The sequence below is a fragment of the Brachybacterium sp. genome (assembly GCF_052095815.1).
GTDB lineage: Bacteria > Actinomycetota > Actinomycetes > Actinomycetales > Dermabacteraceae > Brachybacterium.
This window is the reverse complement of record NZ_JBQDLF010000005.1, coordinates 37,623-58,176: the sequence shown is the minus strand read 5'-3', so window position 1 is coordinate 58,176 and position 20,554 is coordinate 37,623. Positions and strand designations below refer to the sequence as shown.

The window sequence follows — 20,554 nt, the reverse complement described above, 5'->3', positions numbered from 1 at the left end:
GCCTCCCGAGGAGCCGACAGCGGTGTCGGGGTCTGTCATGGCATTGTGACCTTCCTCCAGCAGCGACGAACCTCCAGGTCGCTGCCCGCATCGAGGTGCCGCGGGGATGCCGACTGAGGAGTGGGAGACGTACTCTGGCACCACTATGTCCCTCAGCTCCCACACCCCGACACTCGACCTGCACTCCTCCGCGCTCGACGGTCCTGCGACCGCGCGAGGCACCTATCAGGTGCGCACCTTCGGCTGCCAGATGAACGTCCACGACTCCGAGCGCCTCACCGGCATGCTCGAGGAGTCCGGCTACGTCGCCGCACCGGAGAGCGCCGACGCCCGCCGCGGCGAAGTCGATGTGATCGTGTTCAACACCTGTGCCGTCCGCGAGAACGCGGACAAGAAGCTCTACGGCACCCTCGGTGCGCTGCGCCCCGGCAAGGACGCCAACCCGGGCATGCAGATCGCCGTCGGCGGCTGCCTCGCCCAGAAGGACCGCCAGACGATCGTCGAGCGGGCGCCTTGGGTCGACGTCGTCTTCGGCACCCACAACATCGGCTCGCTGCCGGTGCTGCTGGACCGCTCCCGACACAACGCCGAGGCGCAGGTGGAGATCCTCGAGTCGCTCGAGGTGTTCCCCTCCACCCTTCCCACCCGACGCGAATCCGCCTACGCCGCCTGGGTCTCGATCTCCGTGGGCTGCAACAACACCTGCACCTTCTGCATCGTGCCCTCGCTGCGGGGCAAGGAGAAGGACCGCCGCCCAGGGGAGATCCTCGCGGAGGTGCGCGATGTGGTCGACTCCGGTGCCATCGAGGTCACCCTGCTGGGGCAGAACGTGAACTCCTATGGCGTCGAGTTCGGTGACCGCGGCGCCTTCGCGAAGCTGCTGCGCGCGTGCGGTGAGATCGACGGGCTGGAGCGGGTGCGCTTCACCTCCCCGCACCCGGCGATGTTCACCGACGACGTGATCGACGCGATGGCAGAGACCCCGAACGTGATGCCGCAGCTGCACATGCCGCTGCAGTCCGGCAGCGATGATGTGCTGCGCCGGATGAAGCGGTCCTACCGCAGCAAGAAGTTCCTCGGCATCCTGGAGAAGGTCAGGGGACGTATCCCGGAGGCGGCGATCACCACCGACATCATCGTCGGCTTCCCGGGGGAGACCGAAGACGACTTCCAGCGCACCCTCGACGTCGTGGAGGCCTCCCGCTTCTCGAGCGCCTTCACCTTCCAGTACTCCATCCGCCCCGGCACCCCTGCGGCGACCATGGACGACCAGATCCCCAAGGAGATCGTCCAGGAGCGGTTCGAGCGCCTGACCGCGCTCCAGGACCGGCTCGCCCACGAGGAGAACCAGAAGCTCGGAGGGAGCACGGTCGAGATCCTGGTGGCCGAAGGGGAGGGCGGCCGCGATGCACAGACCCGGCGGCTCTCAGGCCGGGCCCGCGATCACCGGCTGGTCCACTTCTCGCTGCCCGAGGGGATCACGGACGCGGAGCGTCCCCGCCCCGGGGATCTGGTCACGGCGACCGTGACCCATGCCGCGCCCTTCTACCTCATCGCGGACAGCGCGCTGGTCGACGGCACGGCGGAGCAAGCTGCGCTCGGTCCGGAGCGGTTCTCCGTGCGACGCACCCGTTCGGGAGACGCCTGGGAGGCCGGCGTGCAGGGGCTCGATGCCGGAGGCTCCTGCGGGACCGGTGGCGGCACGACGGCGAATGGCCCGGTCACCCTCGGAATTCCGGGGCTGCGGCGCCCCTGAGCACTGCGGCCGGTGCGAGGGATCAGAGCGAGCACCGCGACCAGATCGAGCATCGCGACCGGATCGAGCACTGTGACCAGATGACGATGGCCGGCACCCCAGGGTGCCGGCCATCGTCATCTGGTCACAGTGAACCGGCGGCGCGTCAGCTGTCGAGCTCGTCGAGCTCGGGGCCGAGACGCTCCTCAAGGCTGTGGAAGAACGCGATCACGGTGCTCAGCCCGCACTTGATCGCGTTGTCGATCTGAGAATCCAGGGCACCGGCACGGAAATCCGCGGCGAGCTCGCCGTAGACGCCGAGCAGGCCCTCCGATTCGCGGCGGACGTAGACCTTGGGCCAGATCCGGTTCATGTTCCACTCGTTGCAGAGCTTGATCATCTCCACTTTGCGGGAGACATCCACGGAATGGCTCCACCGGCCTCGGGTCTGCAGCACGCCGTGCTCGTCCCCGGAGATCATGAACTGGAATCTGTAGTCGTCGAACCGGGCACGCACGATATCGGGATGCTCATCATCCTCGACGTAGGCGTAGCCATAGCGGGTGAGGCTGTCCTCGACCCGTGACAGGGACAGGGGCGCCAGACCTTCGGCAGAGTCCGTGTCCATGTGAACAGGGGACCCGTTCGGTGCAGTCACTTCCAACCTCAGGCGTTCGACGTAGGGATCAGAGCGATCCGAGGTCTCGGATCGCGGATCACCCTACTCCCTCCTCGTGGGAAGGTCCCGCCTCGCGGTGGTGATCCCGCTGACCATCGATGCAGGGCGCCGATAGGGTGCCTCCCATGGATGCCCACGCCGCTCAGCCCGGGACCGCTGCAGCGGCCTCCCGCAGCCCCTTGATCGCGGTGGTCGGCGCCACCGCCACCGGCAAGTCCGATCTCGCGATCGCGCTCGCAGAGCAGTTGGACGGCGAGGTCATCAACGCCGACGCGCTGCAGCTGTACCGGGGGATGGACATCGGCACGGCGAAGGTCACCGCGCAGGAGCGCCGCGGGGTCCGGCACCACCTGCTGGACGTCCTGGAGGTCACCCAGGAGGCGAGCGTGTCCGCCTACCAGCGCGATGCGCGCGCGGCTGCCGCAGAGATCCGCGACCGGGGGAGGGTGCCGATCCTGGTGGGCGGCTCCGGGCTGTACGTGCGCGCCGCCCTCGATGACATCGAGTTCCCGCCCACGGACCCAGCGGTCCGCTCCCGTCTCGAGGAGCGTGCGGCCCAGGAGGGGCCCGAGGCCCTGCACCGCGAGCTGGCCGGAACGGACCCGGAGGCGGCGCGCACGATCGGCCACCACGACACCCGGCGGATCGTCAGGGCGCTCGAGGTCGGGGAGCTGACCGGGCGTCCCTTCGCCGCGTTCCTCCCGCAGCCCCGCTACCTCGACCCCGGCACCATCCAGCTGGGCCTGCGCCTGGAGCGTCCGCTGCTGCATGCCCGGATCGCCGCCCGAGTGCAGCGGATGGTCGACCAGGGGCTCATGGAGGAGATCCGCGCGCTGTGCGACCGAGGGCTGGACCAGGGTCTCACCGCACGCCGGGCGATCGGCTATGAGCAGGGGCTCGCCGTGCTCGCCGGGACCATGAGCTGCCCCGACGCGATCGAAGGGACGATCACGGGCACCCGGCGTCTGGTGCGCAAGCAGGACACCTGGTTCCGTCGTGACCCGCGGGTGCATTGGCTCGATGCCGCGCTCGGGGCAGACCTGGTCGAGCATGCGCTGCGGCAGATCGAATCGTCCATCATCGCGCCGCAGCGCTCGCAGTCGTAGGGTCGGGGCGTCATCGGCACGGGCCATGGTCGTAGGCTCGGGGCATGGACGAGCGCATCGACTTCACCAAGGGGCACGCGACCGAGAACGACTTCGTGGTGCTGGATGATCCCGAGGGCGCGCTGGACCTGGACGCCGCCGCGGTCGCCGCGCTCGCCGATCGCCGCGCCGGCATCGGTGGCGACGGCGTGATCCGCGCCGTCCGCTCCCGCAGCGCCGGTCTCGAGATCCCGGCCGATGCCCCCGAGTGGTTCATGGACTACCGCAACGCCGACGGCTCGATCGCCGAAATGTGCGGCAACGGAGTCCGAGTGCTGGCCGCGCATCTGCAGCGCGCCGGGCATGTCCGCGAGGACAGCTTCGCGATCCTCACCCGCGCCGGGGTGCGTTCGGTGGAGATCCTCCACCGCCCCACCACCCCGGGCGCGCCCTGGAGCGTCCAGGTGGGCATGGGCACCTCGCGCATCAGCTCCGGGAACCGCGCCGTCGAGATCGCAGGCCGACGCCTCGAGGTGACCGACGTCGATATGGGAAACCCGCACGCGGTCGCCTTCCTCCCTGCCGACGTCGTGCTCGAGCAGCTCGACCTCGGCCACCGACCTGCCCTCGACCCCGAACCGGCCGGCGGCGCCAACATCGAGCTGGTCAGCGCGCGCGGTCCACGGCATATCGCGATGCGGGTCCACGAGCGCGGAGTGGGGGAGACCCGTTCCTGCGGGACCGGAGTCGCCGCGGCAGCAGTCGCTGCCGCCCACCGCGCCGGCGATGATTCCCGGGAGCCCTGGACCGTGGACGTCCCCGGCGGGCGCCTGCAGGTGGGCTGGACCGCGACCGGCGAGATCACGCTCACCGGCCCCGCCCAGCTGGTGGCCGACGGGAACACGCTGATCTGACCGGTCCGCGCCACACTCCGGAAGAACGGCGCGGCCGGGCTCAGGTGTTCGTCGGGCCGATCTCCAGGATCCGGAAGCCCTTCGCGCTTGCCACCTTCGCGACCGTCCGGTTCGGCAGCTGCTCGCCGAGCCAGCGCGCCAGCGGATCTGCTCCCAGGTTCTTGCCGACCACGAGCGCCGCCGTGCCCTGGGGACGCAGCCGGCCTGTCCACTCCAGCAGCAGGGTTCGCAGCGCCGGCTTGCCGATGCGGATCGGCGGATTCGACCAGATCGCATCCACAGCGAGATCCTCTGGAATCTCGTCCGGGGAGATCACCTGCACATTGCTCAGTCCCGCGCGGCGTGCGTTCTCGATGGTCAGCTCACGCGCTCGCTCGCTGACGTCGACCGCCCACACCTGCGCGTCCGGGTGTCGCATGGCGGCGGTCAAAGCGATCGGGCCCCAGCCGCAGCCGAGGTCGAGGATCGTCGCGGCAGGAGGCGGCTGGGTCACCTCGTCGAGTCGGCCCAGCAGCACTGCGGTGGCCTTGTCCAGGCCGTGCCCGCTGAAGACCGCGGTGCTCGAGACCAGGTCCAGCTCACGACCCGCCAGGCGCACCGGCAAGGGGAAGCGGCGATCTGCGGCCGCAGGGGAGGGGGTGAAGTAGTGCTCGTCCACCCCTGCAGGATACGGAGGCAGAGGAGGAGTGCCGAGCAGAAGCGTCATGGCCCACGCTCACGCCTGCTCCGCCCTGCGCAAAATCACTCGACCGGCGGGTGCGGACGTGGGACTCTGGGATCACTGCAGTTCCCCGACGCCAAGGAGTACCCCGACCGTGCCCATCGCCTTCCATCCCGAACCCGACTCCGACTCCGACGTCGACGGGACCAGCACGGGGAGGACCGGGGCCGCGGAGCACTCGAACAGCGCGGATGGCCCCGCAGAGTCCGCCCCGACGGCCTCGTCCCGTCCCCGTGACGCCCTCACCGAGCGGATCCTCTCGCGCGCGGACGCCTCGGTCTCCTCCGTCACCTTCAGCTCTGACGCCGACGGTGAGCAGTACGACCTCGCCGACCGGCAGGCTCTTCGACGCGTCGCGGGCCTGTCCACCGAGCTCGAGGACGTCACCGAGGTCGAGTACCGCCAGCTGCGCCTCGAGCGGGTGGTCCTCGCTGGCCTCTACACCTCGGGCAACGCTGAGGACGCGGAGGTCAGCCTGCAGGAACTGGCGGCGCTCGCCGAGACCGCCGGCTCCGAGGTGCTCGACGGCGTCCTGCAGCGCCGTGCACACCCCGACCCGGCGACCTTCCTGGGCAAGGGCAAGGCCGCAGAGCTCGCCGACCTGGTCGCCGCGAACGGAGCCGACACCGTGATCGCTGACGGTGAGCTCGGGCCGGGCCAGCGCCGCGCGCTCGAGGACATCGTCAAGGTGAAGGTCATCGACCGCACCGCCCTGATCCTGGACATCTTCGCCCAGCATGCCAAGTCCCGCGAGGGCAAGGCGCAGGTCGAGCTGGCGCAACTCGAGTACCTGCTGCCGCGACTGCGTGGCTGGGGCGAGTCGATGTCCCGGCAGGCCGGCGGCCAGGTGGGCGGTGCCGGAGCGGGCATGGGCTCGCGCGGTCCGGGTGAGACGAAGATCGAGCTGGACCGGCGACGCATCCGCGACCGCATGGCCAAGCTGCGCCGCGAGATCAAGGCGATGGCGCCGGGACGGGCTGCCCAGCGAGCGGATCGCGCGCGCCACCGAGTGCCGGCGGTCGCCATCGCCGGCTATACCAATGCAGGCAAGTCCTCCCTGCTGAACCGCCTCACCGGCGCAGGTGTGCTGGTCGAGAACGCGCTGTTCGCAACGCTGGACCCGACGGTGCGGCGAGCGACCACCCCGGACGGTCGCGAGTTCACCTACGCGGACACGGTCGGCTTCGTGCGGCATCTGCCCACGCAGCTGATCGAGGCCTTCCGCTCCACCCTCGAGGAGGTCGGAGGCTCGGACCTGCTGCTGCATGTGGTCGACGCCTCGCATCCGGACCCCGAGGGGCAGATCACCGCGGTGCGTGCTGTGCTCGGTGAGCTGGAGGGCTTCGACGTCCCCGAGATCGTGGTGCTGAACAAGGCCGATGTCGCGGAGCCGGAGACCATCGCGCGGCTGCGCAGCCAGGTCGGCACGAGCATCGTCGTCTCTGCCCGCACCGGGATGGGCATGGAGGAGCTGCGCGAGCTGATCGCTGAGCGCCTGCCCCGTCCTGCCGTGGAGATCGACCTGGTGGTGCCCTATTCCCGCGGAGATCTCATCTCCCGGGTCCACTCCACCGGCGAGGTTCTCGCCGAGGAGCACCTGATGGAGGGCACCAGGCTCCATGCCCGCGTGGAGGAGGCACTCGCCGCCGAGCTCCGGGGTGTGGCCTGAGCCGCAGCAGAGCGGCCTGTCGGGCAGAGCCTGAGACGGCGCGGGACCGGACGCGGATACCCTGACCGGATGACCGCCGCCACCGACCATCCCGCGTCCCCCGCGGCTGGTGAGATCCCCCTGTCCACCTTGATGGACGCCGCCGTGACAGCGATCGGCGGAGCGCCCCGTCCGGGCCAGCAGGCAATGGCGGAGTCCGTGGATCTGGCGATGTCCGGCGGCCGCCATCTGCTGGTGCAGGCAGGCACCGGCACCGGCAAGTCGCTCGCCTATCTGGTGCCGGCCCTGCGTCACGCACTGGTCAGCGGGCGTCCGGTCGTGATCTCCACCGCGACCATCGCGCTGCAGACCCAGATCGTCCGCAAGGACCTCCCGCGCCTGGTCGAGGCGGTGGCCCCGCATCTGTCGCGCACGCCCACCTATGCGCTGCTCAAGGGGCGGGCCAACTATCTGTGCAAGCACAAGATCGCCGGCGGCTATCCGGTCGACGTGGATCCGGGGGCGTTGTTCGCCGAGGCCTCCACCGATCCTGCCCGCACCGGGAGCGAGCGCCTGGGAGACCAGGTGCGGCGCCTGCGCGAGTGGTCGGAGGAGACGGACAGCGGGGACCGAGACTCGCTCCAGGATGCCGTCTCGGACCGCGCCTGGCGCCAGGTCTCCGTGACCGGCAATCAGTGCATCGGCAGCAGCTGCCCGATGGTGGAGGACTGCTTCGCCGAGCGCAGCCGAGAGCTCGCGCGCGAAGTCGACATCGTGGTCACCAACCATGCCCTGCTCGCGATCGATGCTTTCGACAACCACGGGATCATCCCCGACCACGATGTGGTCGTCTTCGACGAGGCGCACGATCTCTCCGCCCGGGTGACCAGCGCCGTCACCGATGTGCTCACCCCCGGCATGCTCCGAGGCACGGTGCGGGACCTGCGTGGCCTCGGGGTGGCCGGGACGGCGCTGGACGACGCCTCCGAAGAGCTGCGCGAAGCCCTCGAGCTGTCTCCCGACGGGCGCGTGATCGGTGATCTCCCGGCGCGGCTCGGGGACGCCGTCACCCAGCTCCGGGTCGAGGCCCGCACCGCCCACTCGGACGCGAAGGATGCGGGGGACGAATCCTCCGCCGGCGCGCGCAAGACGGTTCGCGCCAACCTCCAGGAGATCATCGACGTCTGCGAACGGCTCGCCGCTCCCGATGAGGATGACGTGGTCTCGATCTCGCATTCCCAGGCCACCGGGCGCTCGAGCATCCAGGTGGCTCCGCTGAGCGTCGCGGGTGCGATGCGCGGTGCGATCCTCGAGGACCGCACTGCCGTGCTCACCTCCGCCACCCTGGCCCTCGGGGGCCGCTTCGAACCCGCGGCCGGGGAGGTCGGGCTGGCTCGCGCCGCGCGGATGGACCCGGCGGAGCTGCCGCCGCGGGAGGACGCCAACGCCTGGGCCGCACTCGATGTGGGCAGCCCGTTCGAATATCGCCGGCAGGGGATCCTCTACACCGCTCGTCATCTTCCGCAGCCGGGGCGTGAGGGGCCCTCCACGGCAATGCTCGACCACCTCACGGAGCTGGTCGAGGCTTCTCAGGGCGGTGCGCTGTGCCTGTTCTCCTCGCGGCGGGGAGCTGAGCTCGCCGCCGAGCATGTGCGAGCTCGGCTCGACCTGACGATCGCGGTGCAGGGAGAGGACTCGATGGCGAACCTGGTGCGCACCTTCCGTGACGAGGAGGATGCGAGCCTGTTCGGAACCCTCACCCTGTGGCAGGGCGTGGATGTGTCCGGACGTTCGCTGCGCCTGGTCACCATCGACCGGATCCCCTTCCCCCGGCCTGATGATCCGCTCACCGCAGCCCGCCAGGAGCGGATCGGACAGCGGGGCGGGAACGGCTTCATGTCGATCTCGGCCCAGCATGCGGCCCTGCTGCTGGCACAGGGGGCCGGGCGGCTCATCCGCTCCACGGCGGACCGCGGGATGGTCGCGGTGCTGGATCCGCGTCTCTCGACCGCTCGCTACGGCGGCTATCTGCGGGAGTCGATGCCCCCGCTGTGGCCGACCACGGACCCGGAGGTCGCGCTCAGCGCGCTGCGTCGCCTCTCCGAGAGCTGACGCAGGGCGTCGCTGCAGCCCCGGCACCGGATCGAGCGGGGGCTCAGATCGCGCGCAGCACCGCCACGATCTTCCCGAGAATCTCGGCATGGTCGCCCAGGATCGGTGCGAAGGCCGGGTTGTGCGGCATCAGCCAGACGTGATCGTCGCGCTGCACGAACGTCTTGACGGTGGCCTCGCCATCGATCATCGCCGCGACGATCTCGCCCTTCTCCGCGGTGTTCTGCGAGCGGACGACCACCCAGTCGCCGTCACAGATGGCGGCGTCGATCATCGAATCCCCGACCACCTGGAGCAGGAAGAGGTCGCCGTCGCCCACCAGACGCTGGGGAAGGGTGAAGACATCCTCGATCTGCTCCTCGGCGGTGATCGGTACACCGGCGGCGATCCTCCCCAGCAGTGGCACCGTCACGGAGTTCGGGCTGAGCTCGGTCACCGGCAGGGGCGCGGGGGCGTCATCCGCCTCTGGCATCACGACCTCCATCGCCCGCGGGCGCTTGGGATCGCGGCGCAGGAAGCCCTTGCGTTCGAGCGACTGCAGCTGATGGGCCACCGACGAGGAGGAGGTCAGCCCCACGGCATCGCCGATCTCGCGCATGGTGGGCGGATAGCCGTGTGAGGCGACCGCCGCGTTGATCGTCTCCAGGATCAGCCTCTGCCGCCGGCTGAGCCCCTCGGTGCGCTCATCGGCGGGAGCCTCGCCGCGGGACCGGATCGGCTTGGGGGTGCTCGGCGTCATCGTGAGGCCTCCTGGCGTCGTCTGTCGGACCCTCGCGGTTCCGTATGTGGTGTGACCCAGCGTAGGGCGGCGTGAGGCAGAAGCCAAACATGTGTTCGATGTTTCCCTTGCGTGTCGCCGGAACGTCGGGCTACAGTCGCACATACATTCGATCGAACAGGAGTTCGGATATGAATACTGGAACCGCCACGGTCCTCTCTCTTCCGGCGCAGCGCGAGCAGCGCGTCGAGGGTGCAGATCGAGCACGCGTTCGACTCGTCCCCACCCGTCGGGGACGCTTCCTCCTCGCTGGCCTCGCCTTCCTGCTGGGACTGCTCGTGGCTGCCGCCGTGCTGCTGACGGTGGATCTTCCTGCGGCGCTGGCAGGGACCGACTCCCAGCAGCCCGTCACCATCACGGTCGAGGCGGGAGACACCCTCTGGGGCTATGCCGAGGAGTTCGCTCCGGAGGCCATGAGCGAGCAGGAGTTCGTCGCTGAGGTGCGTACCCTCAACCACCTGCCCACCGGCCGTGTGACCGCGGGCCAGCAGATCGAGCTGCCCGTCTCAGGGGATGCGATCCGCTGAGCGGATCCGATGCCGGTACCCTGAGTGGATGCACTGTCCGTTCTGTCGCCACTCCGATTCGCGTGTCGTCGACTCGCGCACGTCCGATGACGGTGCGACGATCCGTCGGCGCCGCCAGTGCCCCAACTGCTCGCGGCGCTTCTCCACCTCGGAGACCGCGTCGCTGTCGGTTCTCAAGCGCTCCGGGGTCAGCGAACCGTTCAGCCGGGCGAAGGTGATCTCCGGAGTACGGAAGGCATGCCAGGGGCGTCCGGTCAGCGACGGCCAGCTGGCCATGCTCGCCCAGCGGGTCGAGGAGAACATTCGCTCGAGCGGGCTCGCGGAGATCGATGCCCATCAGGTCGGCCTGTCGATCCTGCAGCCCCTCCAGGAACTGGATGTCGTGGCCTATCTGCGCTTCGCGAGCGTGTACCAGGCGTTCGACTCGCTCGAGGATTTCGAGGCCGCCATCGCACGTCTGCGTGCCGAGGGCCTGCATGGGGCGGGTGTCGAGGAGACCTCCGTCTGAGCCGAGCTGAGCGGGATCGCAGGGATGCATCCGCCGCCGGATCGTGCGGGTTTCGTAGATTTTGTGGATCTGGCGCTTGAGCACCTGTTCCTGTGCTTAAGATATCCCTCGTGCGCTCTTGCAGCGCACACCTGATCGGCGGTCGTGGAGGGGAAGCCACGGCCGCCGATCCTCGTCTGCTGGACGGTCAGCGGGTGAGCGGACGGGGTGGTCCTCAGCCGGCCATGCCGGCAGGAAGTGCGCGCGCATGGACCACTCCGAGATGCTGGGTGGATCGGCTCATCGCCACGTAGAGATCCCCGGCCCCGTGGGCGTCGATCAGCTCAGCGGGCTCCACCAGCACGACAGCATCGAACTCGAGCCCTTTGGCGTCCTGCGCCGACATGACGGCGATCTCGTCGTCCACGCCCGCGGATCCCACGCCCACCTTCGGCAGCCCACTGCGGGAGCGGAGCTCGGCGGCGATCGCGGAGATGCGCTCGTCGGCCACGATCACGGCGAGACGTCCCAGTCGCTCCTGGTGCACCGTCACCACCGCGTCAGCGGTCCGGGCGGTGAGCGAGGACTCCTCGGTGCGCTCGATGCGGGGATCACGATCTCCCTCGCGCACCGAGCTCACCTCTGTCACCGGCAGGTTGTGCGCGCGGGCCATCGCCACCGCACGGTCCATGATCCGGCTCGGGGTGCGGTAGTTGACCGTGAGGTGCTCGATCTGCAGGCGATCCTGGATATAGGGCGAGAGCGCGGCCGACCAGGAGTCGGTGCCGCCGGCGGAGGAAGTCTGCGCGACATCCCCGACCACCGTGAATGACTTCGTGGGCGCACGCCTCATGAGCGCGCGCCAGCTCATGGGCGAGTGCTCCTGGGCTTCGTCGACCACGACATGCCCGTACGTCCAGCTGCGCTCCGAGGAGGCGCGTTCGGCGAGGGTCCGCCCGTCTCTGACCTGACTGACCTGGTCTGCGAGGTCCTCGGCCCGGATCATCCCGGAGGTGTCGACGTTCTCGATGACCCTGCGGGCGTAGTCGACGTCGGCCTTGCGGCGCTCGGCATCGTCGCGGGCCCGCGCCTCGGCCGGTGCGGAGTCCTCTCCGAGGAGCTCCGCGACCTCGTCGAGCAGGGGGACGTCCTCGACGGTCCAGGGTGCATCCTTGGGCCGCACCAGGAGCTCGACCCGGTCTGCGAGGCTGTGGGGGGCGACCGCCCGCAGACGCTCGGGGCGGGAGAACAGGATCCGGAGGAATCCCTGCGGGGTGTAGGGGAGCCAGGCCAGGTTCAGCTGACGCTTGACCTCGGGGTCGTTGCGGAGATCTGCGAGCAGGTCCGCCCGATCTTCGGGGATCACGGTGTGGCCCTGGCTGCGGAGCGATTTCTCGTACTTGTCCACGAGCCGGTCCATCGCAGCGCGCACGAAGACGGCGCGCGCGGAGTTGTGCGGCTTGTGAGTGGCGCGAGCTTCCCTGCGCGCGGCGCGGATCACCTCTCGGGTCAGCGTGATGGGGGTGCCGTCGATGCGCAGCTGGACGTCCTCCTGAGGGACCACCTGACGCTGCTTGACCGCTCGCGAGAGCAGCTCGGCCATCGCGCTGTCGCCCTTGAGACGTGCCACCTCGTCGTCATCGTGCAGGAAGGTCTCCACCCCGGGGAACAGCTCGCCGGGGGTGAGCATCACCACCCCGGACTCGCCGAGGCTCGGCAGCACCCGCTCGATGTACCGCAGGAACCCCGGCGTCGGCGCCATGATCAGCACACCCGTGTGCTCCAGGCGGCGACGATGGGTGTAGAGCAGGTAGGCGGCGCGGTGCAGGGCGACCGCGGTCTTGCCGGTGCCGGGGCCGCCCTGGACCACCATCACCCCGCGGTTCTCGGAGCGGATGATCCGGTCCTGCTCGCCCTGGATGGTCGCGACGATGTCCCCCATGCGCCCGGTGCGCTTGCCGGAGACCGCGGCCAGCAGTGCGCCCTCGCCCTGGAGGACCACGTCGTGGTCGGGATCATCCAGGACGGTCTGGTCCAGGACGTCGTCCTCGAGACCGATCACGGTGCGACCACGATTGATCAGATGACGGCGCAGCCGCACCTCAAGCCGCTCGGTGCTGGTCGCGCGGTAGAACGCGGCCGCAGCCGGGGCGCGCCAGTCCACCAGCAGCTGCTCGCGCTCCGCCGTGAACAGACCGATGCGGCCGATGTAGTGGCGGGCGGTGTCATCCATGTCCAACCTTCCGAAGACCACGCTGCGGGCGACCGAGCGCAGCAGCGCCAGACGGTCCTCGTACAGCGCCATGAACGAGTCCCGTTCTGAGCGGTTCTGGTGGGTCGAGGCGTGCTGAGATCCCTGGATCTGATCCAGGTTGCTCTCGACCTGGAGCATCAGCTCGTCGAGTCGTGTGTAGAGCCGGTCGGCATACGCCTGCTCGCGCGCGATCTCCCGGGCGATCTGTCCCTCAGCGTCGTCCACAGCTCTGCCTCTCCACCTTTGCGTCCTCGCGCCGCGCCTTCACCGGGCGGACCCCGGGTCGGCGAAGCACGGTGGTCCATTATGGTGGACGGGCCTGGGTGCGCGTGCCATCAGGTCACCAGCATCCAGACGGCCGCGAGGGAGGAGACCGCGATGCGCGACCCCCGAGATCTCTACCGCTTCGAAGCCACCGAAGTGCTCGAGGCCGTTCCGCGATCGGGCCTCACCCTGGTCCACGCCCTGCCGGGGATGGTTGATGCGGGCAATGCCTGCCGCATCGCGGCGACCTATCTGCGTGACGAGCTGCGCCATCTGCGACTGGTGTCCTTCGACACTGATGAGCTGCTGGACTACCGAGGTGCCCGCCCCCGCGCGACCTTCGACGGCACTTCCTACGTGGATGTCGAGCTGCCTGAGCTGACGCTGTCGCTGATGTATGACGAACGTGATCGTCCCTTCCTCTTCCTCGACGGCCCGGAGCCGGATCTCCAGTGGCGCCGGCTGTCGGAGGCGTTGATCGATCTGGTCGAGTTCTTCGATGTGGAGCGGGTGGTGGGCATGCAGGCGGTGCCGATGGCGGTCCCGCACACCCGACCTATCGGTCTGTTCGCCCATGCGAACGACCCCGCGCTGTTGGGTCGGCCGAACACTCGCCCCACGCCAGCGCCCGGCACCGCTCCGGAGAGCGGGGACGAGGAGCCCGGCGAACTGATCATCCCGGCCGCGTTCAGCGCTCTGCTGGAGCACCGGCTGGGGCGGGCGGGCCATCCGGCGATGGGCTATGCGGCACAGGTGCCGCACTACCTCACGCGCACCGATTTCCCGGCTGGCGCGCTGGCGCTGCTGCGCCGTGTCAGCGAAGCGGCTGAGCTCGATCTTCCGCTGGTGCACCTCGGTGACCTCACCGATGCGGCCACGGTCGCGCTGCAGGGGACCCTCGCCCAGAACTCGGAGGTGCGCCAGATCGTCAGCGCCCTCGAGGAGCAGTACGACGCGATGAGCGAGAGCGACCAGTCGCCGCTCGCGACCACGATGGATCTCCCGACCGCGGAGGAGATCGGCGAGCATTTCGAGCGCTTCCTCGCCGACCACGACGGGAATTCCCCGGACGAGCCGTTCCCCGGCTGAGAGCCGCGTCCCGCGCGTAGCAGATGCCACCTCGTGACCCAGTTCGTTACGTCTTCGTGATCACGTCTTGCCCCAGTCCGTGTGAACCGGGCCACGGTCGTGACAGAATGGCGGCGTTGCGGTGATGCAGGTCCAGCAGGACAGTCCGACGACGGTGCCTCGGCACAGCAGTACGGCATGCACCAATGCGCCACCCGCTTCGGCGGGGGACGGCTTCACGCGGCACCGCGATCGCGTCGTGCGATCGATGAAGGACGACACAGAAGGTGACAGGTATGGCACAGGGCTCGGTCAAGTGGTTCAACGCCGAAAAGGGCTTCGGATTCATCGAGATCGACGGAGGCGGCGCAGACGTCTTCGTTCATCACAGCAAGATCGACATGGATGGCTACCGCGCGCTCGACGAAGGTCAGCGCGTGGAGTTCGAGGTCACTCAGGGAGACAAGGGCCCGCAGGCCGAGCAGGTCCGCCCGGTCTGACCGACGGCGTCCCCGCGAAACTCTCACGGACCGGGCAGGAGCATTGCGCTCCTGCCCGGTTCGCTGTCATCTGGGCGGGGCCGCACGCCTGCGGGCAGGTCAGGGCCCTGGGCGCCTCATCGGCCCCGAGTGCCTCCGGCAGTCGCGCGTACGTCGCGCAGCTCCGAGCGCGTCCGGCAGTCGCGCCTACGTCCGGCAGCTCCGCGTGCGTCAGGCGGCCCAGACCACGTCAGGCCGCCCCGAGCACCCGTCCGGCCCGGGCGAGGGCGTCGACCTGCGTCGAGCGGGCCAGACGCACCGAGACGGCATCGGAGCGCAGATCCCGGTCGATGGCCTCAGGAAGCGGCCGACGTGAGGCGAGCAGAACGCAGTTCCCCCGCCGCTTGCCCGAGAGGTGCGCCGGCTCGGCGATGACGCCGACATGCGGGAACACAGCGGACAGAGTGGCGACCTCGTCGGCCATCAGCCCGGTCCCGGGCGGGGCGGCGCAGTTGGCCAGGTAGATGCCGCCATTGCGGAGCACCCGGTCCGCGTGCTCTGCGGCCTGGACCGTGATGAGCTCCGGCGGCGTGAGCGAGCCGGAGAACACATCCCGCACCAGCACGTCGAAGCGGTCCTCGCGCCAGGAGGTCAGGGCGCTGAAGGCATCCTCGGTGCGCACTCGAAGCTGTGGGGAGCGGGGGAGGTCGAACCAGATCCGCACGTGCTGCGCGAGCAGCTCGTCGATCTCCACCACGATCTGGCGTGAGCGCGGATGCCGGGAGGCGATCGCCCGTGGCAGAGAGCAGCCGCCGCCGCCGAGATGCGCGAGCTGGATCGCTGGCCCGGTGCCTGCGCTCTCATGGCCCTCGAGATGTCGGTCGATCACCAGCAGCATCCACCGCATGTACTCGAAGACCAGGTGCTCGGGGTCCGGGTGGAGGTGCGAGGAGGGGACCCCGTTGACATCCAGCAGGACCGATCCATCGTTCTCGAGGGTCAACCGGGCGCTCCCGGTGGAGATGGGGATCAGGGCATCGAGCGGTCCGAGCTGCTCGAAGGCAGCGCGGCGCGAGCGGTCACGTCGGGACATCGCCCCACTCTAGGAGATCGTCGACCGTTCCTCCCCAGTGGCCGGTGGTCCACAGCAGCCCCGGCGCGGCGTCGAATGTCACACCCCGCCTCTAGCGTTCTCGGTACCAGGGCGATGCAGGAAGCGCCGTCCGCCGTGCACCAGGAGGAGGAGCCCGATGACACCGACGACATCCCGCCGCCGAGGAGCCGCAGTCCTCTCCGTCAGTGCACCCTCGCTGCGACTGCGCCTGGCCCGGCTCGACCAGGACCAGGCGGATCTCGAACGTGCACGGGACCTGCTGCAGCAGGCTCGGGCGGCGGTCCAGGAGGATCCGCGAGAGGCCTTCGAGCTCGCCCATCGCGCTGCGCTGCGCGGCGCCGGGGTGCTCGTGGCGCGAGCCAATCGGGAGCGCCGCCGGCCTCTGCCGCTGAACGTGTGGACCGCGCTCGCGCGGCTCGGCGGGGAGGACATCGAGCGTGCTGAGCGCCTGGCCCCGCTGGTCTCGGAGCGAACACGGCTGGATCGGGATCCTTCCGCTCAGCCGGACCCGGACCTGCTGGAGCGGCACCTCGAGGAGACCGCCTGCCACCTGACGCAGATCTCCCAGCGACTGCTCGAGGATCTTCCCGCGCACATCACAGATCTCACGGCTGCGGGCTGAGGGACCGAGCGGTCGTCTCCAGCCCCGGTACAGTGCGAGCTCGAGGGAGGTGCTGATGAACCTGCGCGCGGACGAGGATCCCGGACATGAGATCCCCGGGATCCTGCACCTGGACATGGACGCCTTCTTCGCCTCCGTCGAAGTGCGGGACGACCCGAGCCTGCGGGGCCTGCCCGTCGTGGTCGGCGGCGCCGGGGCCCGAGGCGTGGTGGCTGCAGCCAGCTATCCCGCACGCACCCGGGGGATCCGTTCGGCGATGCCGATGGCCTCGGCGCGGCGCCTGGCCCCGGACCTCGTCATCGTCCCTCCCCGCATCGACGTGTACCGCGAGATCTCCTCCGAGGTGATGGCGCTGCTGGGCAACGTCGTCGCGGATGTCGAGCAGATCAGCGTCGACGAGGCGTTCCTGGATGTGCGCGGAGCGCGCCGCCTCTTCGGGGAGCCGGAGCAGATCGCGGACCTGTTGCGGCGGAGGATCCGTGACGAGCTCGGTTTGCCCAGCTCGGTGGGTGGCTCGGTCTCCCGAGCGGTGGCGAAGATCGCCTCGGCCCAGGCGAAGCCCGACGGCATGCTCATCGTCCCTGCGGATGACACCGCAGCCTTTCTCGCCCCGCTTCCGGTGTCGGTGATCTCCGGGATCGGCCCCAAGGCGCAGTCCGCGCTCGAGCGGATCGGGGTGCGCACCGTGGGTCAGCTCCGAGATATCCCGTCCACCACTCTCACGCGAGCGTTAGGGCCACGCGCACGGGAGGTCGCGGCCCTGGCTGATGGCAGCGACCGCACGGGGCTCGGCCATCGGACGCGGGACCGCTCACTGGGCACGGAGCGCACCTGGGACGCGGACCTCACCGACGCGCAGGAGGTGCGCAGGCGCATCACCCAGATGGCGGACGACGTCGCGCGGCAACTGCGTCGCGGAGGATTCGTCGCCCGCACGGTGGTGCTGAAGCTCCGCGCCCCCGACGGCACCACGATCACACGCTCCTCGACCTTCGATCTGCCGACGGCGAGCGGGGAACGGCTGCGCGAACAGGTGGTCACCCTGTGGGACCGTGAACGCGATGCTCTGCCGCGGGTCCGCCTGGCGGGGGTGCGGGCGACCCACCTCGAGCCGGCTGCCGGGGTCCCGATGCAGGCGGAGCTGTCGGCACGGTCCGCCGGATGGCACGACCTCGAAGCTGCGATGGACCAGGCGATGGAGCGCTTCGGCGCCCACAGCCTCAGCCGCGGCTCGACCCTCGGTCCCGCGGAGGGCGGGTCGCAGCGCACCGCGTCAGGAGCTGAGGGCGCGGCGCCGGAGAAGGGCGCTCCGCACGGCTCGGGAGAGCCCAGTGATGGTCTGTTCTGAGACCTAACGGAGGGAAAGTTCCCATAACCCAGGAACACGCTCTAAACTGGGGAGACCGCCGATGAGGGCAATGCCTTCTCACACGGTGAACGGTGCGCCGACCGGCGCGAGAGGACGGGACAAGGAGCGGGATCATGCCGCTGTCTGAACACGAGCAGAAGATGCTCGACGAGATGGAGCGTCAGCTTTTCGCCGACGATCCGCGTCTCGCGCGAGCTTTCGCGCCAAAGCCGCCGCCGCGCCGCAGCGGGCGTCGGATCCTCATCGGGTTGGGAGCTGTCGTCGTAGGCCTGGGAGTGCTGGTGCTCGCCGTCAGCCTGCCAGCTGTCTGGCTCGGCGTGATCGCCTTCATCGGCATGCTGACCGGCGCGGTCTACGCGGTCACCGCTCCCGGTGGCTCCTCCGAGGGCAACGACTCGCCCGGCGGTGGGGGTGGAGGCTCCGGCCCGACCACCTCCGGTGGCGACGGCACCTTCATGCGCAAGCTGGAGGAGCGCTGGGAGAAGCGCGCGGGGGACGACCCCCGCCTCTGACCTCTCCCCACCACGGCACGGCACTGCTGTGCCCACAGATGTGCCCAAAGACTCCGATGCCCCGGCTCTCATGAGCCGGGGCATCGTCATGTCCGGAGCCGGGTGAAGTCCTGCCGGCACCGGCACCGGCGGTGCCGAGGCGTCCTCCAGTCTCGCCGCTGAGGCTGGTCGTACCTGCCGGTCGGGCTGCGCCTGACGATGATCTCCGCCCCATTCCCCACATCGCTCCACCGCGCACCTCCCTCTCCCTCCACAGGCCCCCACGACCACGCCCCTTGGCCGGTCGTGGCTCTCTGACCTGCCAGTTCTCTGCTGAGAGTGCTCGCAGTCTTGGCGACTGCACCCCGAGAAGACCGCCTGAGACGCGCCGCACGGGAAATTCCCCCCACCTCGCCCCACGGCTGTGACCTGCGGCGTTCGTGGAGAAGGGGAGGAGATCTCCCGCATATGTGGCATCTGGTGGGGGGTAGTGGGGTAAAGTGGAGCGTGTTGGAAGGAGATGGGTTCTGGATCGTGAGGCTCGGTGAGTGAAGGAGGGCGCTGATGTTCCTCGGCACCTTCACGCCCAAGCTGGACGAGAAAGGACGCCTGATCTTTCCGGCGAAGTTCCGGGACGAGCTCGCTTCGGGGCTGGTCATGACTCGTGGACAGGAGCACTGCATCGCCGTGTACCCGCTCATGGAGTTCCGCCAGAAGCTCGAGGAGGCCCGTCGGGTCCCCACCACCGATCAGCGCACCCGCGACTACCTGCGAGTGCTGCTGTCCGGCGCGGAGGACGTCATCCCGGACAAGCAGGGCCGCATCACCATCCCGGGCCATCTGCGCACCTATGCGGATCTGGACCGGGAATGCGCCGTCATCGGCGCGCTCGACCGCCTCGAGATCTGGTCGCTCCCGGCCTGGGACGCCTATCTCGAACAGAAGGAGCAGGGCTTCGCGGAGACCTCCGAAGAGGTGATCCCCGGCCTGTTCTGAGCTCGACCCGAGGGTTCTCCGTCCTGTGAGACCTCTCGTCGTTCCCGCCCCGACGCAACTTCCCCGGTGGCGGGTCGGGAACGACGAGGAATCTGGCAGGACGGCACCGCGAGCAGGATGCGGGTCGACAGGCAGGCAGGAAAGACAGACAGGGAGGACCCGCAGGGGTCCGCTCTTCACGAACAGCACGTACAGGACCCAGGGGAGAGGTGACATGGACGAGACACAGCGCGACCTGCCGGCAGAAGAACGGCACGTCCCCGTCCTGCTGGCCACCTCGGTCGAGCTCCTCACCCCGGCTCTCCAGGAGCCCGGCTCGGTGTACGTCGATGCCACGCTCGGCATGGCCGGCCACGCCACCGCCGTCCTCCACGCTGCTCCCCACGCACGACTCGTCGGCATCGATCGCGACCCCGAGGCTCTCGAGCTCGCACGGCGCCGGCTGGACCGTGAGGGGGTCGGGGACCGGGCCACGCTCGTCCACGCCACCTATGACGAGATCCCCGGGGTGCTCGAGGAGCTGGGCCTCCCCGGCGCGCATGGCGTGATGATGGATCTGGGCCTGTCGAGCTTTCAGATCGACACCACCGACCGCGGCTTCTCCTACTCGGTCGATGCCCCGCTGGACATGCGGATGGACACGGCCTCTGAGGGACCGACGGCCGCGGATCTGCTGCGCGATCTGCCCGAGGCCGAGATCTCCCGCATCCTCCACGACCTCGGCGACGAGCGCTTCGCCAAGCGGATCGCCCGTCGCATCGTCGAGCAGCGACAGATCGCTCCGCTGACCCGGAGCGGCGAACTCGTCGAGCTGCTGGACCGGGCGATCCCCGGCTCCTCGAAGGCCAGCGGCGGCCATCCCGCCAAGCGCACCTTCCAGGCATTGCGGATCGCGGTCAACGAGGAGCTCGAGATCCTCGCCTCCGCCATCGAGTCGGCGCTCGACTGCCTCCACGTCGGCGGCCGCATCGTCGTGGAGTCCTATCACTCCGGCGAGGACCGTCTGGTCAAAACGGCCTTCGCGCGACGCACCCGATCCTCGGCCCCTCCCGGACTGCCGGTGGAGCTCGAGGAGCACAAGCCGTCCTTCGTCCCGATCGTGCGCGGCGCACTCCAGGCTGATGACACCGAGCGCGGCAGCAACTCCCGTGCCGCCTCCGTCCGCCTCCGCGCACTGACCCGTACCCGACCCGCTGAGAGAGCACACTGAG

General features: G+C 69.5%; 19 protein-coding genes. 14 read left to right on the top strand and 5 right to left on the bottom strand.

Annotation, left to right across the window (positions count from 1 at the left end):
- The first annotated feature begins 145 nt into the window (after positions 1-145).
- On the top strand, positions 146-1,756 hold the full coding sequence (gene miaB, locus ACTH43_RS03500) for a tRNA (N6-isopentenyl adenosine(37)-C2)-methylthiotransferase MiaB (RefSeq protein WP_441443540.1): 1,611 nt from the start codon (positions 146-148) through the stop codon (positions 1,754-1,756).
- 145 nt (positions 1,757-1,901) lie between these two features.
- Here miaB and ACTH43_RS03495 read toward each other — a convergent pair whose 3' ends face one another.
- Positions 1,902-2,363 (bottom strand): YbjN domain-containing protein, encoded by a 462-nt coding sequence (locus ACTH43_RS03495; protein ID WP_441443539.1) that lies wholly within the window; start codon positions 2,361-2,363, stop codon positions 1,902-1,904.
- Between the two features lie 176 nt (positions 2,364-2,539).
- Between ACTH43_RS03495 and miaA the strand changes: the two genes are divergently transcribed.
- Both miaA and dapF read left to right on the top strand, forming a co-directional pair.
- Positions 2,540-3,520 (top strand): tRNA (adenosine(37)-N6)-dimethylallyltransferase MiaA, encoded by a 981-nt coding sequence (miaA, locus tag ACTH43_RS03490; protein WP_441443538.1) that lies wholly within the window; start codon positions 2,540-2,542, stop codon positions 3,518-3,520.
- Between the two features lie 44 nt (positions 3,521-3,564).
- On the top strand, positions 3,565-4,413 hold the full coding sequence (gene dapF, locus ACTH43_RS03485) for a diaminopimelate epimerase (RefSeq protein WP_441443537.1): 849 nt from the start codon (positions 3,565-3,567) through the stop codon (positions 4,411-4,413).
- Between the two features lie 40 nt (positions 4,414-4,453).
- Here the strand turns inward: dapF and ACTH43_RS03480 are convergent, their stop codons facing one another.
- Positions 4,454-5,071 (bottom strand): class I SAM-dependent methyltransferase, encoded by a 618-nt coding sequence (locus tag ACTH43_RS03480; RefSeq protein WP_441443536.1) that lies wholly within the window; start codon positions 5,069-5,071, stop codon positions 4,454-4,456.
- 157 nt (positions 5,072-5,228) lie between these two features.
- Here ACTH43_RS03480 and hflX point away from each other — a divergent pair, with 157 nt between their 5' ends.
- Positions 5,229-6,803 carry a GTPase HflX gene (gene hflX / locus ACTH43_RS03475; RefSeq protein ID WP_441443535.1) on the top strand — a complete coding sequence of 525 codons (1,575 nt, stop codon included), beginning with the start codon at positions 5,229-5,231 and terminating at the stop codon, positions 6,801-6,803.
- 69 nt (positions 6,804-6,872) lie between these two features.
- Positions 6,873-8,894, top strand: coding sequence for an ATP-dependent DNA helicase (locus ACTH43_RS03470; RefSeq protein ID WP_441443534.1), 2,022 nt, complete (start codon positions 6,873-6,875; stop codon positions 8,892-8,894).
- A 43-nt stretch (positions 8,895-8,937) separates the two neighbouring features.
- On the opposite strand, the gene lexA is transcribed toward ACTH43_RS03470, so the two are convergent.
- Complete coding sequence (gene lexA / locus ACTH43_RS03465) at positions 8,938-9,633, bottom strand: transcriptional repressor LexA (RefSeq protein WP_441443533.1); 696 nt, start codon at positions 9,631-9,633, stop codon at positions 8,938-8,940.
- A 170-nt stretch (positions 9,634-9,803) separates the two neighbouring features.
- On the opposite strand from lexA, the gene ACTH43_RS03460 reads away from it, so the two are divergent.
- On the top strand, positions 9,804-10,199 hold the full coding sequence (locus ACTH43_RS03460) for a peptidoglycan-binding protein LysM (RefSeq protein WP_441443532.1): 396 nt from the start codon (positions 9,804-9,806) through the stop codon (positions 10,197-10,199).
- A gap of 28 nt (positions 10,200-10,227) precedes the next feature.
- Positions 10,228-10,707, top strand: coding sequence for a transcriptional regulator NrdR (gene nrdR, locus ACTH43_RS03455; protein ID WP_441443531.1), 480 nt, complete (start codon positions 10,228-10,230; stop codon positions 10,705-10,707).
- A gap of 214 nt (positions 10,708-10,921) precedes the next feature.
- Here nrdR and ACTH43_RS03450 read toward each other — a convergent pair whose 3' ends face one another.
- Positions 10,922-13,165 (bottom strand): HelD family protein, encoded by a 2,244-nt coding sequence (locus ACTH43_RS03450; RefSeq protein ID WP_441443530.1) that lies wholly within the window; start codon positions 13,163-13,165, stop codon positions 10,922-10,924.
- A gap of 153 nt (positions 13,166-13,318) precedes the next feature.
- Here ACTH43_RS03450 and ACTH43_RS03445 point away from each other — a divergent pair, with 153 nt between their 5' ends.
- Together ACTH43_RS03445 and ACTH43_RS03440 are read left to right on the top strand one after the other, a co-directional pair.
- Positions 13,319-14,293: a proteasome assembly chaperone family protein gene (locus ACTH43_RS03445; RefSeq protein WP_441443529.1), complete on the top strand. Its 975-nt coding sequence runs from the start codon at positions 13,319-13,321 to the stop codon at positions 14,291-14,293.
- A gap of 275 nt (positions 14,294-14,568) precedes the next feature.
- The gene (locus tag ACTH43_RS03440; protein WP_193104230.1) at positions 14,569-14,772 is read left to right on the top strand and encodes a cold-shock protein; all 204 of its coding nucleotides are present in this window, start codon (positions 14,569-14,571) and stop codon (positions 14,770-14,772) included.
- A gap of 229 nt (positions 14,773-15,001) precedes the next feature.
- Here the strand turns inward: ACTH43_RS03440 and ACTH43_RS03435 are convergent, their stop codons facing one another.
- Entirely contained in the window at positions 15,002-15,844 is an 843-nt protein-coding gene (locus tag ACTH43_RS03435; protein WP_441443528.1) for a spermidine synthase, read from the bottom strand.
- 157 nt (positions 15,845-16,001) lie between these two features.
- Between ACTH43_RS03435 and ACTH43_RS03430 the strand changes: the two genes are divergently transcribed.
- The 5 genes from ACTH43_RS03430 (at position 16,002) to rsmH (ending at position 20,553) form a co-directional block, all read left to right on the top strand.
- Positions 16,002-16,487: an SAV_6107 family HEPN domain-containing protein gene (locus tag ACTH43_RS03430; RefSeq protein ID WP_441443527.1), complete on the top strand. Its 486-nt coding sequence runs from the start codon at positions 16,002-16,004 to the stop codon at positions 16,485-16,487.
- Between the two features lie 55 nt (positions 16,488-16,542).
- Positions 16,543-17,835, top strand: coding sequence for a DNA polymerase IV (gene dinB / locus ACTH43_RS03425; protein ID WP_441443526.1), 1,293 nt, complete (start codon positions 16,543-16,545; stop codon positions 17,833-17,835).
- 134 nt (positions 17,836-17,969) lie between these two features.
- Positions 17,970-18,368 carry a DUF3040 domain-containing protein gene (locus ACTH43_RS03420; protein ID WP_441443525.1) on the top strand — a complete coding sequence of 133 codons (399 nt, stop codon included), beginning with the start codon at positions 17,970-17,972 and terminating at the stop codon, positions 18,366-18,368.
- 543 nt (positions 18,369-18,911) lie between these two features.
- Positions 18,912-19,343 carry a division/cell wall cluster transcriptional repressor MraZ gene (gene mraZ / locus ACTH43_RS03415; RefSeq protein ID WP_299299844.1) on the top strand — a complete coding sequence of 144 codons (432 nt, stop codon included), beginning with the start codon at positions 18,912-18,914 and terminating at the stop codon, positions 19,341-19,343.
- Between the two features lie 214 nt (positions 19,344-19,557).
- Positions 19,558-20,553, top strand: coding sequence for a 16S rRNA (cytosine(1402)-N(4))-methyltransferase RsmH (gene rsmH / locus ACTH43_RS03410; protein WP_441443524.1), 996 nt, complete (start codon positions 19,558-19,560; stop codon positions 20,551-20,553).
- The last annotated feature ends 1 nt before the right edge of the window (position 20,554 follow it).